Genomic DNA, 15931 nt, shown 5'->3' with positions numbered 1-15931 from the left:
CCGGCCCGCTAGTTCCCCGCGCTAGCCATGCGGCGTCCCTTGATCGCCTTTTCCAGCCAGCCGATCTCCATTTCGGGCACCGACGACAGCAAAAGATCGGTATAGGCATCGAAGGGTGGCGTCAGCACGGTGCTCTTGGCGCCGTAGCGCACCACTTCGCCGCGATACATCACGGCGATCGAATCGGCGATCGACTTGACCGTGGCCAGGTCGTGGGTGATGAACAGATAGGCGACGTTTTCCTCTTTCTGCAGCCCGAGCAGCAGCTCCAGTATGCCGTGGGCGACCAGCGGATCGAGCGCCGAGGTCACCTCGTCGCAGATGATCAGCTTCGGCTTGGCGGCGAGCGAGCGGGCGATGCAGACACGCTGTTTCTGGCCGCCGGAAAGCTCGGCCGGGTAGCGGTCGACAAAACCCTTGCCCATCTCGATCTTGTCGAGCAGTTCCGCGACACGGGCGTCACGTTGCCTTCCGCGCAGACCGAAATAGAATTCCAACGGCCGGCCGATGATGGTGCCGACCGTCTGGCGCGGGTTCATCGCCACGTCGGCCATCTGGTAGATCATCTGCAGTTGGCGAAGATCCTCTTTCGGCCGGTCGGCAAGCCGGTTGGCGAGCGGCCGTCCGTCGAAGGTGACGGTGCCTTGTTCGGGCGGCAAGAGGCCGGTGATGGCGCGCGCCAGTGTCGATTTGCCGGAGCCGGACTCGCCGACCACCGCCAGCGTCTGGCCCGGGAAAATATCGACCGAGACGTTCTTCAGCACCTTGATGTGACTGCGGCCATAGGCGGCGGTGATGTTCTTGACCGACAGGAACGGGCTCGTGCCGGGCTTCTGCTCCTGGTGTTCGATCTCATGCACCGAAACCAGCGCGTTGGTGTATTCCTGGCGCGGCTCCTTGATGATCTGGCGGGTGCCGCCCCATTCGACCAGCCGGCCATGGCGCAGCACCATGATCTCGTCCGAGACCTGCGCGACGACAGCAAGGTCATGAGTGATGTAGAGCGCCGCGACATGAGTGTCGCGGATGGCGTCCTTGATCGCCGCCAGCACGTCGATCTGCGTCGTCACGTCGAGCGCCGTGGTCGGCTCGTCGAAGACGATCAGGTCGGGCTCGGAACACAGCGCCATCGCCGTCATCACACGCTGCAGCTGGCCGCCGGACACCTGGTGCGGAAAGCGTTCGCCAATGCTTTCGGGGTTCGGCAGGCTGAGCTTCTTGAACAGCGCGACGGCGCGTTTTTCGGCCGCGGCCCGTGTCGCCCTGCCATGCAGCAGCGTCGCTTCGACCACCTGGTCCATCAGTCTGTGCGCCGGGTTGAAGGCCGCCGCCGCCGATTGCGCGACATAGCAGACCTCGCGACCGCGCAGCTTGCGAAAGCCCTCCTTGCCGCCTTTGAGGATATCCCGGCCGTTGAGGATGACCTCGCCGCCGGTGATGCGCACGCCGCCGCGGCCGTAGCCCATCGACGACAGGCCGATGGTCGATTTGCCGGCGCCGGACTCGCCGATCAATCCGAGCACCTTGCCCTTCTCCAGCGTCAGCGAGACATCGTGCACCAGCACGATGTTCTTCGGCGCCTCGCCCGGCGGATACACGGTGGCCTCGATGCGCAGATTGCGGATGTCGAGCAGCACGCCGGACTTCGGTTGCCCGGGCTTCGGTTGCTTGTCAGCCATTACCCGCGTCCTCCCTTCAGGCTTGTCGTGCGGTTGAGCACCCAGTCGGCGACAAGATTGACGGAAATCGCCAGCGCTGCGATCGCTGCCGCCGGAATGAGGGCGGCGCCTATGCCGAAGACGATGCCATCCTTGTTTTCCTTGACCATGCCGCCCCAATCGGCGTCCGGCGGCTGCACGCCAAGCCCGAGGAAGGACAGCGTCGACAGGAACAGCACGGCATAGATGAAGCGCAGGCCGAGTTCCGAAACCAGCGGCGACAGCGCATTGGGCAGGATTTCGCGGAAGATGATCCAGCCGCTGCCTTCGCCACGCAATTTGGCCGCCTCGACGTAATCCATGACGTTGATGTCGACGGCGACCGCCCTCGACAGGCGGTAGACGCGGGTCGAGTCGAGAATGCCCATGACCAGGATCAGTGTCACCAGATTGGATGGCAGCACCGAAAGCACGACAAGGGCCATGATCAGTGTCGGGATCGACATCAGGAGATCGACAAGCCGTGACAGCAGCGTGTCGAACCAGCCACCGAAAACCGCTGCCGAAAAGCCGAGGATGGCGCCGAGCGAGAACGACAGCGCGGTCGCCAGCACCGCGATGAACAGGGTGATGCGGGCGCCATAGATCATGCGCGACAACAGATCGCGGCCGAGATTGTCGGTGCCCAGCCAATGCGCCGCCGACATCGGTTCCCAAGGGACGTCGCTGACGATCTCTGCATTACCGTGCGGCGCGATCCACGGCGCGAAGATTGCCGCCAAGACGAACAGTGCCGTCAGCACGATGCCGATCAATGCCGGGATGGGGATGCGTTTGATGACGAGCATGCCCGACCCCTTCATTTCGGATGTCTGAGGCGCGGATTGGCGACAATCGCCGCTATGTCCGCGATGATGTTCAGGCTGATGTAGACGGCGGCGAAGATCAGCCCGACCGCCTGCACAACCGGCACGTCACGCTTGGTGACGTGGTCGACGAGGTATTGGCCCATGCCTGGATAGACGAAGATAACTTCGACCACGACGACGCCGACGATCAGGTAAGCGAGATTGAGCATCACGACGTTGATGATCGGCGCAATGGCATTGGGGAAGGCATGCCTGCGGATGACCGCGAAGGCCGAAAGCCCCTTGAGTTCGGCGGTTTCGACATAGGCCGACTGCATGACATTGAGGATCGCGGCGCGCGTCATGCGCATCATATGGGCGAGCACCACCAGGGTCAGCGCCGCCGCCGGCAGTGCGATGGCCTGAATGCGTTCGCCGAAAGGCATCCCGTCATAGACAGTGGAAATGGCGGGAAACCATTGATGTTGCACCGCGAAGAAAAAGACGAGAACATAGCCGACGAAGAATTCCGGGAAGGACGTCGAGGCCAGCGCCAGTCCCGAGATCAGCTTGTCGACCCAGCCATTGCGGTAGCGCACCGCGATCAGCCCGAGGATGATCGCCAGCGGCACCGCGACGACCGCCGCCCAGAAGGCGAGGAACAGCGTGTTCCACAGCCTTCCCTTGATCGAGGTTGCGATATCCTGACCGCTCGACATAGCCGTACCGAGATCACCGGTCAGGATGCCGCCGAGCCAACGAAAATAACGGATGTAAGCCGGATCATTGAGGCCGAGCTGCTCGCGCAGATTGGCGAGCGACTCCGGTGTCGCCGACTGCCCGAGAATGGCTTGTGCGACGTCGCCGGGCAGGATCTGGGTGCCGGCGAAGATCAGGACCGAAACGGCCAACAGAAGGATGATGCCCAGCGCAATGCGCTGGGCCACCAGTTTCAAGATGGGTGAGGACATATCCGCAAGGCCGGGCTCAGGCTTCGAGCCAGCACTTCGCGAGAGCATATCCGTTCATCAACTCCTGATGCGGATCATCCACCCAGCCGGCAACCTTGGCGCCCGTCGCGTCGATGAACTGATTGAACATCGGCAGGATCAGGCCGCCCTCGTCGCGCACCATCACAGCCATGTCGTGGTACATTGCCTTGCGCTTGGCCTCGTCGAGCTCGGCGCGAGCCGCCAGCACCATCTTGTCGAAATCCGGACGCTTGAACCGTGTGTCGTTCCAGTCGGCCGTCGACAGATAGGCGGTAGAGTACATCTGGTCCTGCGTCGACCGGCCGCCCCAGTAGGAGGCGCAGAAGGGCTGCTTGTTCCAGACTTCCGACCAGTAGCCGTCGCCCGGTTCGCGCTTGATCTCCAGCTTGATGCCGGCCTTGGCCGCGCTTTGCTGGAACAGCTGTGCGGCGTCGACGGCACCGGGGAAGGCGACGTCCGACGTCCGGAGCAGGACGGCACCGTCATGGCCCGATTTCTTGTAGTGGAACTTGGCCTTGTCGGGATCGTATTTGCGCTGCTCGATCTCGGTGAATAGCGGGTACGATGCATTGATCGGGAAGTCGTTGCCGAGCGAGCCATAGCCACGCAGCACCTTGTTCAGCATCTCCTCGCGGTCGATCGCCAGCTTCAACGCCATGCGCAAATCGTTGTTGTCGAACGGCGCGGTGTTGCAGTGCATGATGAAGACGTAGTGGCCGGGTCCCGAATGGTTGCGGATGGTGACGCCGGGCACGCGCTTGATCAGATCGACGATCTTCGGCTCGACGCGGTTGATCATGTGGACCTGGCCGCCCTGCAGGGCCGCCGTACGCGCCGTGGCGTCGTTGATGACGATGATCTCGATCTGGTCGGCATGGCCCATCTTGTCGCCCTGCCAGTAGTTGGCGAAGCGCTCGCCGCCATGGCGCACGCCGGGCTCGTTGGTGGTGACCTTGTAAGGACCCGCCGAGATGCCGGCATCGGCCTTGTCCTTGCCGCCATTCGGCTGAATGATCAGGTGATAGTCGCTAAGCAGGTAGGGCAGGTCGGCATTCGGCTCCTTCAGCGTCAGCACCACTTCCTTGCCGCTGGCCTTGATGCTCTCGATGCCTTTCATGTAACCGAGCGCGCCGGACTTCGACTTCTCGTCCGAATGGCGTTCGAGGGTGGCGGCCACGTCCTCTGCAGTCACTTTCTTGCCGTTGTGGAACTCGACGCCATCGCGGATCTTCAGCGTCCAGGTCTTGGCGTCGTCCGACGAGCCGATCTCCTCGGCAATGCGGTTCTCGAGCTTGCCTTCGGGAGACAGCTCGACGATCAGTTCGCCCCACATCTTGCCGAAGGCGAACGGCACCTGCGTCATGAACAGCGCCGGATCGAGGCTGTTGGTGGATTCGCCACCGACCAGGCCGGCCTTGAGCGTGCCGCCCTTGACCGGACCCGCCGCGCGGGAAGCGCTGGAAAGCAGCGAATTGGCGAAGGTTGCGGTGACGCCGAGCGCTGCCGCCCGGCCGAGAAAATCACGACGGCTCAGTTTGCCGGACGCAACGCGCCGGCTCAGATATTCCAGTTCGTTAGACATGTTGAGTTCCTCACTCTGTTGGTCCGACCTTATGGTCGTTTTTCTCATTTTCAATTGGGAGAATAATGACCGTAAGGGAAAGCGGTAAGCAAGACCGAATGCGACATGCCGTGGCGTAAATCGTGCGTCGCAATTGGACCAATCGTTATAAGCGCTCAAAGCAGTGCGCGCGGGATTTTCTCCACGAAGTTGCGCTCGAAGACCAGTTTCTCGCCTTCATACGCTTCAATTCTGGCGCTAACCATGAAGCTTTGCACGTCGGAGCGCATTTCGGCGAAGGTTTCGGTGCGCACCGACCATCCATTTCGCGACAGCGTCTGGGTCCAATGCGTCTTGCCCGACGCTGACAGCGGATTGTCAGGATGGATCGCCCATGTCTCTCTGGCGATGTTGCCATTGGCAAGGCTGTGTTGCAGATCGCGCACTTCGCCGAAATCGTCGACGATGGAAAGCGTGATCATTCCGGTCTTTTCGTCGCGATCGACATGACGCTCGGAATTGGCGGCGCGGACCGTTTCGGTTGCCCAGGGCGTGGCGCCTTCGGGGGCGGGGAAGGTGACCTCGTCGCCTTTCGCCGGCGGGCGCAGCGGCAGCGTCAATGTCGCGGCCGACAATTCCAGCCGGACCGGCTCCGGCGACGGCCAGATCATCGGCCAATAGCTGTTGGAGATGGCAACACGCAAGCGGTGGCCGGCCGGCACGCTATAGGCGCATTGATCGAGCACCACCCGGGCGCTGACGGTTTCGCCGGGCACCAGCGCTTCGGGAAATTCGTGCGAGTTGCGATGCGTCAGGTTGAGCACGCCGTAGGAAATCAGCTCCGACGCTCCGTCCGGATGGACGTCGCACAGCCGAAGCGCGATGTTCGCCTGGCACCGGTCCGACGAAACCCTGACCAGAACTTCGGGAGCACCGACGATGTCGACCGCTTCGGTCAGCACCGGCTGGTCGAAACACACCGACAGCGCGTCGTCGGGGCGCTGGTCACCCGGCAGTTCCGGTCCAAAGGTGAAGGGGAAATATTCGCCACCGGCAAGGCCGCAGCTTTGCGGCGAAGCGACGATAGCGTAGTTGCCTTCAGCGATAAGCTCAACCTCTTGCGTCTTGATGTTGGGTGACGGCCATTCCGATTCAGCGACCCAGCGGCCCGGCCGCTCGGGATGCCAGCGCGCCGGACGCACGCTGTCCATGACATAGGCGCGGTAGGCGGGGTCGGCCTCGACGCCGGTGTCGAGGTCCTTCAGCCAGCGGTCCCACCAGCGCAACGCCTCCTGCAGGAAGCCGATGCGCGGTTCGGGCGCGGCGTAATGCGGGTATTTGTGGATCCACGGGCCGACGATGCCCTTGACCGGCGCCTCGATATTGGCGGCGAGATGGGAAATCGTATTGCGATAGCCATCATGCCAGCCGCCGATCGACAGCACCGCGGCATGGATGGCGGAATAGTCCTCGCAGATCGAGCCGCGCTTCCAATAGGCATCGCGATGCTGGTGCTTCAGCCACAGCGGTGCCAGGAAGGGCTGGTTCTCCAGCCTGGTCAGCCACAGGTCGCGCCATTTGTTGTCGCCGGCCAGCAACGGATCCGGCGGCCGTGACGAATAGGACAGCATGGTCGAGGCCCAGCCGAAATTCTCGATCAGCAAGCAGCCGCCCTTGTAATGGATGTCGTCGGCATAGCGGTCGACCGTCGAACAGAGACTGATGACCGCCTTCAGCGCCCCCGGCTGCTTGGCTGCTACCTGCAGGCAGTTGAAGCCGCCCCACGAAATGCCCATCATGCCGACATTGCCGTTGCACCAGGGCTGCGCCGCCGCCCAGGCTATGACGTCGCAAGCGTCCTGCAATTCCTGCTCGGAATACTCGTCGTCCATCAGCCCTTCGGAATCGCCATTGCCGCGCATGTCGACGCGGATCGAGGCGTAGCCGTGGCCGGCAAAATAGGGATGCGTCAGCTGATCGCGGTAGATCGTGCCGTCGCGCTTTCGGTAGGGCAGGTGCTCGAGGATCGCCGGCACCGGATCGTCGGCAGCATCGGCCGGCATCCATACCCGCGCCGACAGGCGGCAGCCGTCCGGCATGACGATCCCCATGTCCGGAAATTCGACAACCTTGCGGGGAAATTCAGTGACGGTTTTCATGCGGGGCATAACGCCCCGCAGCGAGGCGACTTTCAATCGCTATTCGCGACTGGAGCAGCAAATTATGCGACCTGTCAGAGAGGCCGCGCGGCTACCGCAACTCGTCCACCAACTCCGGGTGTTTTTCCAACAGCGTCATCAGCTGAATGGTTGGGCCACTCGGCTCGATCAGACCCCGTTCGTATTTGTCGAAAGCGTTCTCGCCGACCTTGAACAGGGATCCTGCCTCGCGTTGCGAAAGTTTCAGCTTTGTGCGCACGCGACGGATGGTGGCCGGTGCCGGAACGCCGTCGATCTTTTCTTTGAGGATGCGGAGCGCTGCATCGACGACGGTCATGTCGTCTCCGACATGCACGCCCTCACTTCCCGAAGAGGGATAATAACCCGGCAGGTCGACGATCATGCTCTCGCCCTTGTAAGTCACAGTGAACGGACGCACCCCACGCGTCAGCGTTTCTCCTGTTTTGGGGGAGATCATGCTATTCGTTTCGTTATTTTCTTTCATCGCCATGGTCACTTTTCCTTGAACGACATGACTGTGAATTCGGTCACGACGTCCGCCTGAAATTTCACGTAAAGAACCAGGTCGCGTGCTGGCACGTAATTGACATCTTGCCAGACACGATGGTCGGCGAACGTCGTCATCGACTTTACAAACATCTTCCGCGTGATGCCGCCGATCACCTCGACAATACCGGCGCGATCAAAGCCCAGCCCAATGGCATCCCGCAGGGCGGACGTCGTGATTACCAGCGTGTCGACAGAACCCAGCTCGGCCTGATTGCATCAAGATCGTAAGTGGGTCTGCGTTTCTCCATAACGCAATATGCCACCATAAAGGTGGCAATTCAAGCCATTGAACTTTGCTGCATTCAATTCAACGGGATGTCGTTTTCGTCCTTGCCGGCCTGATAGGCGCCGGACAGTTCGTCATAGCGGGCGGAAATTGTGCCGATCCGTGCTTCCAGCCGCTTGCGTTGGGTCTCGGGCAGCGATCGTACGAGTCTGCGAATCGAAAAGCTCTTCCAGTAGGCATTCTCGGCATTGTAGCCGCCGGGATCGAGGGTGAAGACCTCCTTCAGGATCTTCAGATCGTGCGGAATGTCGAAGTTGTCGCGCGAGTCCTCATGGCTGAACAGATAGTAGAAATTGTCGAAGCCGGTCCAGGTGATCGCCGACAGGCAGAGCGAGCAGGGTTCGTGCGTGGCAAGAAAGATCGCGTCCCTGGTGTCGACGCGCTCGGCTTTCGGCAGTTCGTAGAAGCGCTTCAGGCAATGCACCTCGCCATGCCAGAGCGGGTTTTCCGTCTCGTTGTTGGTTTCGGCAAGCACCAGCGAGCGGTCGTCCTTGCGCAGGATCGCCGCGCCGAACAGCTTGTTGCCATGCGCGACGCCTTCGGCGGTCTTCGGCAAGATGTCGTGCTCGATGACGTCGAGCAGACGGTCGATCAGCGAAATGTCAGCCATCACCGGCTCCCATCGGGAAGATGAATCTCATAGGCGTGCGAGAAGTGGCACTCTTCGAGGTTGGAGCCGTCGCCGCCACGGTCGACGACCAGGAAGTCCTGCGGCTCGCCGATCGGCGTCAGCACGCCGTGCCACAAATTGCGCGGATAGTTGACGCCTTGCCCGGGCGCGGTGATGAACGCATGCGGTTCGCCCGGGCCTTCCTCGCCATCATGGCAGACGACGACCAGGAACGGCCGTGGCGACAGCGGGATGAAGGCTTGGCTGCCAAACGGATGGCGCTCCACCATGGTCAGCTTCAACGGCAGCTCATAGGGCGTGCCGCGCACCATCGAGATCAGCACGCGCGCATTCGGCCCTCGTGCTTCAGCGGTGGCGAGATCGTGATAGCGCTCGGCCTTGCCGCCATTGATCGAATAATGATTGTCGCCGCCCATATCGATGACGTCGCCGAATTCGGCGAAATTCTCGCGGGTCAGCGGCCGCGCGACGATGCGGGTCATGGTGTAGGTCTCGCGACGCCGGCGCTGCCAAGCTTGGCGTGGCGGTTGACGTCCTTGTAGAGGAGATAGCGGAATTTGCCTGGCCCGCCGGCATAACAAGCCTGCGGGCAGAAGGCGCGCAGCCACATATAGTCGCCGGCCTCGACTTCGACCCAGTCCTGGTTGAGACGGTAGACCCCCTTGCCCTCCAGCACATAGAGCCCGTGCTCCATGACATGCGTCTCGGCGAAGGGAATGACCGCGCCAGGCTCGAGCGTGACGATGGTGACATGCATGTCGTGGCGCATGTCGGCCGGATCGACGAAGCGCGTCGTCGCCCATCGGCCTTCGGTACCCGGCATCGGCGTCGGCGCGATGTCCTGTTCGTTGGCGAAGAACACTTGCGGCGTGTCGATGCCGTCAACTGCATCATAAGTCTTGCGGATCCAGTGGAAGCGGACGGCGGCGTCGCTTTCATTGCGCACCGTCCATCCGCTCGCCGGCGGCAGGAAGGCAAAGCCGCCCGGCCTTAGGCTATGTTTCTTGCCGGCAAGCGAAACGCTTAGCTCGCCTTCGACCACGAACAGCGCACCTTCGGCGGCGGCGTCAAGCTCAGGGCGGTCGCTGCCGCCGCCAGGCGCGAGCTCGACGATATATTGCGAAAACGTCTCGGCAAAACCCGACAGCGGCCGCGACAGCACCCAGACGCGTGTCCCGTCCCAGAACGGCAATGCGCTGATGACGATGTCCTGCATCACGCCCTTGGGGATGACGGCATAGGCCTGCGTGAACACGGCGCGGCCGGTCAGCAATTCGCTCTGGCCGGGATGTCCGCCCTGCGGCGCATAATAGGTTCGCTCGGCCATTTTCATCATATCCATAAATTCAAGCCTGTTGCGGAAGCCAGGGCCTATCGCGGCAGCCAAAGCCTATTGCGGAAGCATGTCCTTGAGACGAAGCAGCGCGATGCGCTCGACCTGTCTGCAGGCGGTTTCGAATTCGACATCGCGACTATTGGCGATGCGCGCCTCGAGCTCGGCCAGGATCTCCTCCTTGGCCTTGCCTTTCACCGCGATGATGAAGGGGAAACCGAAACTGGTGACGTAGGCGGCATTGAGTTTTGCGAACAACTCGCGCTCCTTATCGGTCACCGCGTCGAGCCCGGCCGAAGCCTGTTCCCTCGTCGATTCCGCCGTCAGCCGCTTGGCCTGCGCCAGTTTTCCGGCAAGATCGGGGTGGGCATTGAGCACGGAAAGCCGCTCGGTCTCGCTTGCCGCGCGAAACACGCGGCAAAACGCGTTGTGCAGGCCGCCGGCACTGTCATGCGCCGGGCCGAGCTCCAGCTCATAGGCGCGCTCGGCAATCCACGGCGAATGCTCGAACACGCCGCCGAATGCCTGGACGAAGGCCTCGAATTCCATTTTCGACGGGCGTGGCGCCGGCAACCGGAACGGATGCGTCTCCTGCCAATGTTTTGCAATGTCGATGCGCCGTGCCAGCCAGACCTTGTCGTGTGACTTGACGTAGTCGATGAAGCGCTTCAGTGCCGCGACCCGGCCCGGCCGCCCAACCAGGCGGCAGTGCAGGCCGATATTCATCATGCGCGGCCGCCCTGCCTTGCCCTCGGCATAGAGCGTGTCGAAACTATCCCTGAGATAGGCAAAGAACTGGTCGCCCGAGTTGAAGCCCTGCGGCGTGGCAAAGCGCATGTCGTTGGCGTCGAGCGTATAAGGGATGACCAGCTGCGGCTTCGCCGACCCGTCCGGTGCCACATGCTCGAACCAGTAGGGCAGTTCGTCATCATAGGTGTCCGACACATAGTCGAAGCCACCCTCTTCCGCTGCCAGCCGCACCGTGTTGATCGAGGTGCGGCCGGTGTACCACCCGGTCGGCCGCGCACCTGTGACCTCATAATGCAGCCGGATCGCCGCTTCCATGTCGCGGCGCTCGTCTTCCGGGGCGTGGTCGCGGTAGTCGATCCATTTCAGCCCGTGCGAGGCGATCTCCCAGCCGGCCTCCTGCATCGCCGCAACCTGGTCGGGCGAACGCGCCAGGGCCGTGGCGACGCCGTAGCAGGTGACCGGCACTTGCGCCGCGCTGAACAGGCGCAGCAATCGCCAGAAGCCGGCTCGGGCGCCGTATTCGTAGATCGATTCCATGTTCCAGTGGCGCTGGCCGGGCCAGGGCGCGGCGCCGACGATCTCCGACAGGAAAGCCTCCGAAGCCTTGTCGCCGTGCAGGACGCAATTCTCGCCGCCCTCTTCGTAATTGACGACGAACTGCACCGCGACATGCGCCCCGCCGGGCCATTTCGGATCCGGCGGATTGGCTCCGTAGCCGCGCATGTCTCGTTCGTAACGCATTCTCGCTCCTGCCGGAAAGTGTGATCAGGATAGTCGAAAGGAGTGCCTGCGCATTCCCCCGAAATTTTTGAAAGTGTTTTTGTCGCGCTCCGCTCGACCGGGACTTATGCATCGCCTTTAATTGGCGCACAATTCATGAATAGTGTTCGACTGTGCAGGGAATGGAGCAGCCAGTGGCGGAAACGTCGAAAGCCGAAGGCGGGCGCCTGACGACCCATGTCCTCGACACTGCGGCCGGCAAGCCGGCGGCCGGTCTGTCGATCGAGCTCTATCATCTTGACGGCCAGGCCCGAACGCATCTGAAGACGGTCGTCACCAATGATGACGGCCGCTGCGATGCTCCGCTGCTTGCCGGTGCGGAATTCCGTACCGGCGAATACGAGCTGATCTTTGCGGCCGGCGATTATCTGCGCCGGCAAGGGACAAAACTGCCGGAACCGGCCTTCCTCGACCATGTGCCGATCCGCTTCGGCATGGCCGAGCCGGTGCACTATCATGTGCCGCTGCTCCTATCGCCCTACGGCTATTCGACCTACCGGGGAAGCTGAGATGGCCGGGATCAAGACACGCGACGAAATCCGCTTCATCCTCAATGGCGAGGACGTCGCGCTCGGCACGGTTGCACCCGACCAGACCCTGCTCGATTGGCTGCGGCTCGACCGCTCGCTGCGCGGCACCAAGGAAGGTTGCGCCGAGGGCGACTGCGGCGCCTGCACGGTGCTGGTCGGCAGGCTCTCCGGTGGAACACTGGTCTATGAAAGCGTCAATGCCTGCATCCGCTTCCTTGGCTCGCTAGATGGCACGCATGTCGTGACCGTCGAGCATCTGCGCGGCGACGCAGGAAAACTGCACCCCGTGCAGCAGGCGATGATCGATTTCCACGGCTCGCAATGCGGCTTCTGCACACCGGGTTTCGTCATGTCGCTTTATGCTCTGTGGATGCGGTCGCCGGAGCCGTCGGACGCCGCCATCGAAAAGGCGCTGCAAGGCAATCTCTGCCGCTGCACCGGCTATGAGGCGATCATGCGCGCCGCACGTGCCATCTCCAGCTACGGCAAGGCGGCAAAGGATCCGTTGGCGACGGAGCGCAAGGCAGTCACGGCCAAGCTCGAAGCGATGAAGGACGGTTCGCGCATCGAGATCGGCTCCGGCAACAAGCGGCTGATCGTGCCAGCCAATGCCGATGATCTGGCCAGCGTGCTGGTCAAGGAGCCGGGCGCCACTATCGTCGCGGGTTCGACCGATGTCGGCCTTTGGGTGACCAAGCACATGCGCGATATTGCGCCGGCGGTTTTCATCGGCAATCTCGATGGATTGTGCGAAATGTCCGAGGACAAGGGCATCATCTCGATCGGCGCCGGTGTCACCTATAGCGAAGCCTTCGCGACGCTGGCGAAACGCATCCCGACGCTAGGCCCGCTGTTCGATCGCATCGGCGGCGACCAGGTGCGCAACATGGGCACAATCGGCGGCAATATCGCCAACGGTTCGCCGATCGGCGACACGCCGCCGCCGCTGATCGCACTCGGTGCCCGCCTGACACTGCGCCGCGGCGACAAGCGTCGAACGATCCCGCTCGAGGAGTTTTTCATCGCCTATGGCAAGCAGGACCGGCAGCCCGGCGAATTCGTCGAGGCCGTGCATGTTCCGGTGCCGGGCAGCGAGACGAAATTTGCCGTCTACAAGATCACCAAGCGCCGCGACGAAGACATCACAGCAGCCCTAGGCGCGTTTTTCCTGAAGCTCGCCGGTGATGGCACGGTGGCGGATGTGCGCATCGCTTATGGCGGCATGGCGGCAACGCCGAAGCGAGCCTTTGGCGTCGAAAAGGCATTGCTTGGCAAGCCCTGGACGGAAGCGACGGTCGAGGCGGCGATTGCCGCGTACGCCGGCGATTTCACCCCGCTAACCGACATGCGGGCAAGCGCCGAATACCGGGCGCTGGCGGCACGCAACCTGCTGCTGCGCTTCTTTGCCGAAACCACCGGCACCCGGGCGCCGATCCAGGTATCACGGCACGAGGCGGCATGATGAACAAGCACGCCACCCCAAACCTGAAGGCGCAAAAAATCGCCGGCGGCGTCGCCACCGACCAGCGCCATGATTCCGCGCACAAGCATGTCAGTGGCACGGCCGTCTATATCGACGACATGCCGGAACCGGCCGGCACGCTGCACGGCTGCCTTGGGCTTTCGACGGCGACGAGTGCCACCATCACCAGCATGGACCTTTCGGCGGTGCGCGCCGCACCCGGCGTCATCGATGTGCTGACGGCGAGCGACGTGCCAGGCGAGAACGACATTTCGCCGACCGGCCGTCACGACGAGCCGGTGCTGGCTGACGGCAAGGTGCAATTTTTCGGTCAGCCGATCTTCTGCGTCATCGCAGAAACCCGCGAGCAGGCGCGCCGCGCGACGAGGCTGGCCAAGGTCGAATACAAGGAATTGCCGTTCGTCGCCGATATCGGCGAGCTCGATCCCCGGAAAGACAAGCTGGTCACGCCGCCGCTGACGCTGAAGCGCGGTGATGCAGCGGCTGCGATCAACGCGGCGCCGCGCCGGCTGAAGGGAAAAATGCGCATCGGCGGCCAGGAGCATTTCTATCTCGAAGGCCATATCGCCTTGGCCATCCCTGGCGAGGACAACGACGTCACCATCTATTCCTCGACCCAGCACCCGAGCGAAATCCAGCACATGGTCAGCCATGCGCTCGGTGTTCCGAGCCACGCGGTGACGGTGGAAATCCGCCGGATGGGCGGCGCTTTCGGCGGTAAGGAAACGCAAGGCAATCAGTTTGCGGCATTGGCCGCTATCGCCGCGAAGAAACATCATCGGGCCGTGAAAATCCGGCCCGACCGCGACGACGACATGATCGCCACCGGCAAACGCCACGATTTCCTCGTCGACTACGAGGTCGGCTTCGACGACGAGGGCAATATTCTGGGCGTAGATTTCATGTTCGCGGCGCGCTGCGGCTTCTCGGCCGACCTCTCCGGCCCGGTCACTGACCGCGCGCTGTTCCATTGCGACAACACCTATTTCTGGCCGGCGGTGCACGCGCAATCGGCGCCACTCTACACCAACACGGTATCGAACACCGCCTTTCGCGGCTTCGGCGGCCCGCAAGGCATGGTCGGCGCCGAGCGCGTCATCGACGAAGTCGCGTTTGCCGTCGGCAAGGACCCGCTCGAAATCCGCAAGAAGAATTTCTACGGCACCAGCGACCGCAACATCACGCCCTACCACCAGACGGTCGAGGACAACATCATCTACCGCATCGTCGCCGAGCTGGAGGCGAGTTCCGACTATGCGAGGCGCCGCCGCACCATCGATGCTTTCAATGCCAACAGCCGCTTCATCAAGCGCGGACTGGCGCTGACGCCGGTCAAGTTCGGCATCTCGTTCACCGCCACCCATTACAACCAGGCCGGCGCGCTGGTGCATGTCTATACCGATGGTTCGGTTCATCTGAACCACGGCGGCACCGAGATGGGGCAGGGCCTCTACGTCAAGGTGGCGCAGGTTGTGGCGGAAGAGTTCCAGATCGACCTCGATCAGGTCAAGATCACCGCGACGACGACCGGCAAGGTGCCGAACACCTCGGCCACCGCCGCGTCTTCCGGCTCCGATCTCAACGGCATGGCGGCGCAGAACGCCGCCCGCCAGATCAAGGACCGGCTGACCAATTTCGCCGCCGAGAAATACCAGTTGCCGCGCGACCAGGTGCTGTTCTTGCCCAACCGCGTGCGCATCGGCAACCAGGAGATCGCCTTCGCGGATCTCGTCAGGCAGGCCTATATGGCGCGCATCCAGCTTTCGGCGGCGGGTTTCTACAAGACGCCGAAAATCCATTGGGACCGCGACAAGGGCGAGGGCCACCCCTTCTACTATTTCGCCTATGGCGCCGCGTGCTCGGAAGTCTCGGTCGATACGCTGACCGGCGAATATATCGTCGAGCGCACCGACATCCTGCACGAAACCGGCCGCTCGCTGAACCGCGCCATCGATCTCGGCCAGATCGAGGGCGGCTTCATCCAGGGCATGGGCTGGCTGACGACGGAGGAACTGTGGTGGGACGACAAGGGGCGGCTGCGCACCCATGCGCCATCGACCTACAAGATCCCGCTCGCGTCGGACCGGCCGAAGATCTTTAATGTGACTTTGGCCGACTGGGCGCAAGCAGGCGAGCCGACGGTGCACCGCTCCAAGGCGGTCGGCGAGCCGCCCTTTCCGCTCGCAATGTCGGTGCTGCATGCGCTGTCGGACGCAGTGGCGAGCGTTGCCAGCCACAAAATCTGCCCGCGCCTCGACCCGCCGGCCACGCCGGAGCGTGTGCTGATGGCGATCGAACGGCTGAAGCGGGAAGCCAAGACCGGCACTTGAATCCCGGAAAACGTGCAATT

At 62.6% G+C, this 15931-nt stretch carries 14 protein-coding genes; 3 read left to right on the top strand and 11 right to left on the bottom strand.

The annotated features are described in order from the left end of the window. Positions 1-8 precede the first annotated feature (8 nt). The 11 genes from NKH23_RS00315 to puuE all read right to left on the bottom strand — a co-directional run bounded on the left by NKH23_RS00315 (position 9) and on the right by puuE (position 11529). Complete coding sequence (locus NKH23_RS00315) at positions 9-1679, bottom strand: ABC transporter ATP-binding protein (RefSeq protein ID WP_352717290.1); 1671 nt, start codon at positions 1677-1679, stop codon at positions 9-11. Continuing rightward, positions 1679-2506 carry an ABC transporter permease gene (locus NKH23_RS00310; RefSeq protein ID WP_352717291.1) on the bottom strand — a complete coding sequence of 276 codons (828 nt, stop codon included), beginning with the start codon at positions 2504-2506 and terminating at the stop codon, positions 1679-1681. Before NKH23_RS00310 ends, NKH23_RS00315 begins: the two co-directional genes overlap by 1 nt. Before the next feature lie 11 nt (positions 2507-2517). Further along, positions 2518-3477 carry an ABC transporter permease gene (locus tag NKH23_RS00305; protein ID WP_352464556.1) on the bottom strand — a complete coding sequence of 320 codons (960 nt, stop codon included), beginning with the start codon at positions 3475-3477 and terminating at the stop codon, positions 2518-2520. Between the two features lie 16 nt (positions 3478-3493). Continuing rightward, positions 3494-5080 carry an ABC transporter substrate-binding protein gene (locus NKH23_RS00300; RefSeq protein WP_352464554.1) on the bottom strand — a complete coding sequence of 529 codons (1587 nt, stop codon included), beginning with the start codon at positions 5078-5080 and terminating at the stop codon, positions 3494-3496. Between the two features lie 155 nt (positions 5081-5235). After that, the gene (locus NKH23_RS00295) at positions 5236-7218 is read right to left on the bottom strand and encodes a CocE/NonD family hydrolase (RefSeq protein WP_352915148.1); all 1983 of its coding nucleotides are present in this window, start codon (positions 7216-7218) and stop codon (positions 5236-5238) included. A gap of 91 nt (positions 7219-7309) precedes the next feature. Beyond that, complete coding sequence (locus NKH23_RS00290) at positions 7310-7729, bottom strand: type II toxin-antitoxin system MqsA family antitoxin (RefSeq protein ID WP_352915151.1); 420 nt, start codon at positions 7727-7729, stop codon at positions 7310-7312. Between the two features lie 2 nt (positions 7730-7731). After that, on the bottom strand, positions 7732-7932 hold the full coding sequence (locus NKH23_RS00285) for a type II toxin-antitoxin system MqsR family toxin (RefSeq protein WP_352977133.1): 201 nt from the start codon (positions 7930-7932) through the stop codon (positions 7732-7734). A 158-nt stretch (positions 7933-8090) separates the two neighbouring features. Next, positions 8091-8684 (bottom strand): nucleoside deaminase, encoded by a 594-nt coding sequence (locus tag NKH23_RS00280; RefSeq protein WP_352915154.1) that lies wholly within the window; start codon positions 8682-8684, stop codon positions 8091-8093. Further along, the gene (locus NKH23_RS00275) at positions 8684-9187 is read right to left on the bottom strand and encodes an ureidoglycolate lyase (RefSeq protein ID WP_352915156.1); all 504 of its coding nucleotides are present in this window, start codon (positions 9185-9187) and stop codon (positions 8684-8686) included. The genes NKH23_RS00280 and NKH23_RS00275 overlap by 1 nt, the downstream gene beginning before the upstream one ends. Further along, positions 9184-10047, bottom strand: coding sequence for a bifunctional allantoicase/(S)-ureidoglycine aminohydrolase (locus tag NKH23_RS00270; RefSeq protein WP_353034129.1), 864 nt, complete (start codon positions 10045-10047; stop codon positions 9184-9186). Before NKH23_RS00270 ends, NKH23_RS00275 begins: the two co-directional genes overlap by 4 nt. A 48-nt stretch (positions 10048-10095) precedes the next feature. Beyond that, the gene (gene puuE, locus NKH23_RS00265) at positions 10096-11529 is read right to left on the bottom strand and encodes an allantoinase PuuE (RefSeq protein ID WP_353034127.1); all 1434 of its coding nucleotides are present in this window, start codon (positions 11527-11529) and stop codon (positions 10096-10098) included. 173 nt (positions 11530-11702) lie between these two features. Here puuE and uraH point away from each other — a divergent pair, with 173 nt between their 5' ends. Genes uraH through xdhB form a run of 3 tightly spaced genes read left to right on the top strand, consistent with a single transcriptional unit; the run spans position 11703 to position 15911 of the window. Next, entirely contained in the window at positions 11703-12077 is a 375-nt protein-coding gene (uraH, locus tag NKH23_RS00260; protein WP_352717300.1) for a hydroxyisourate hydrolase, read from the top strand. Between the two features lies 1 nt (position 12078). Next, complete coding sequence (gene xdhA, locus NKH23_RS00255) at positions 12079-13560, top strand: xanthine dehydrogenase small subunit (RefSeq protein WP_352977083.1); 1482 nt, start codon at positions 12079-12081, stop codon at positions 13558-13560. Next, on the top strand, positions 13560-15911 hold the full coding sequence (gene xdhB, locus NKH23_RS00250; RefSeq protein ID WP_352717302.1) for a xanthine dehydrogenase molybdopterin binding subunit: 2352 nt from the start codon (positions 13560-13562) through the stop codon (positions 15909-15911). Before xdhA ends, xdhB begins: the two co-directional genes overlap by 1 nt. Positions 15912-15931 lie beyond the last annotated feature (20 nt).

The organism is Mesorhizobium sp. M1328 (assembly GCF_040318075.1).
Lineage (GTDB): Bacteria > Pseudomonadota > Alphaproteobacteria > Rhizobiales > Rhizobiaceae > Mesorhizobium.
The sequence above is the reverse complement of the archived record's forward strand: the minus strand, read 5'-3'. Positions and strand labels throughout refer to the sequence as shown.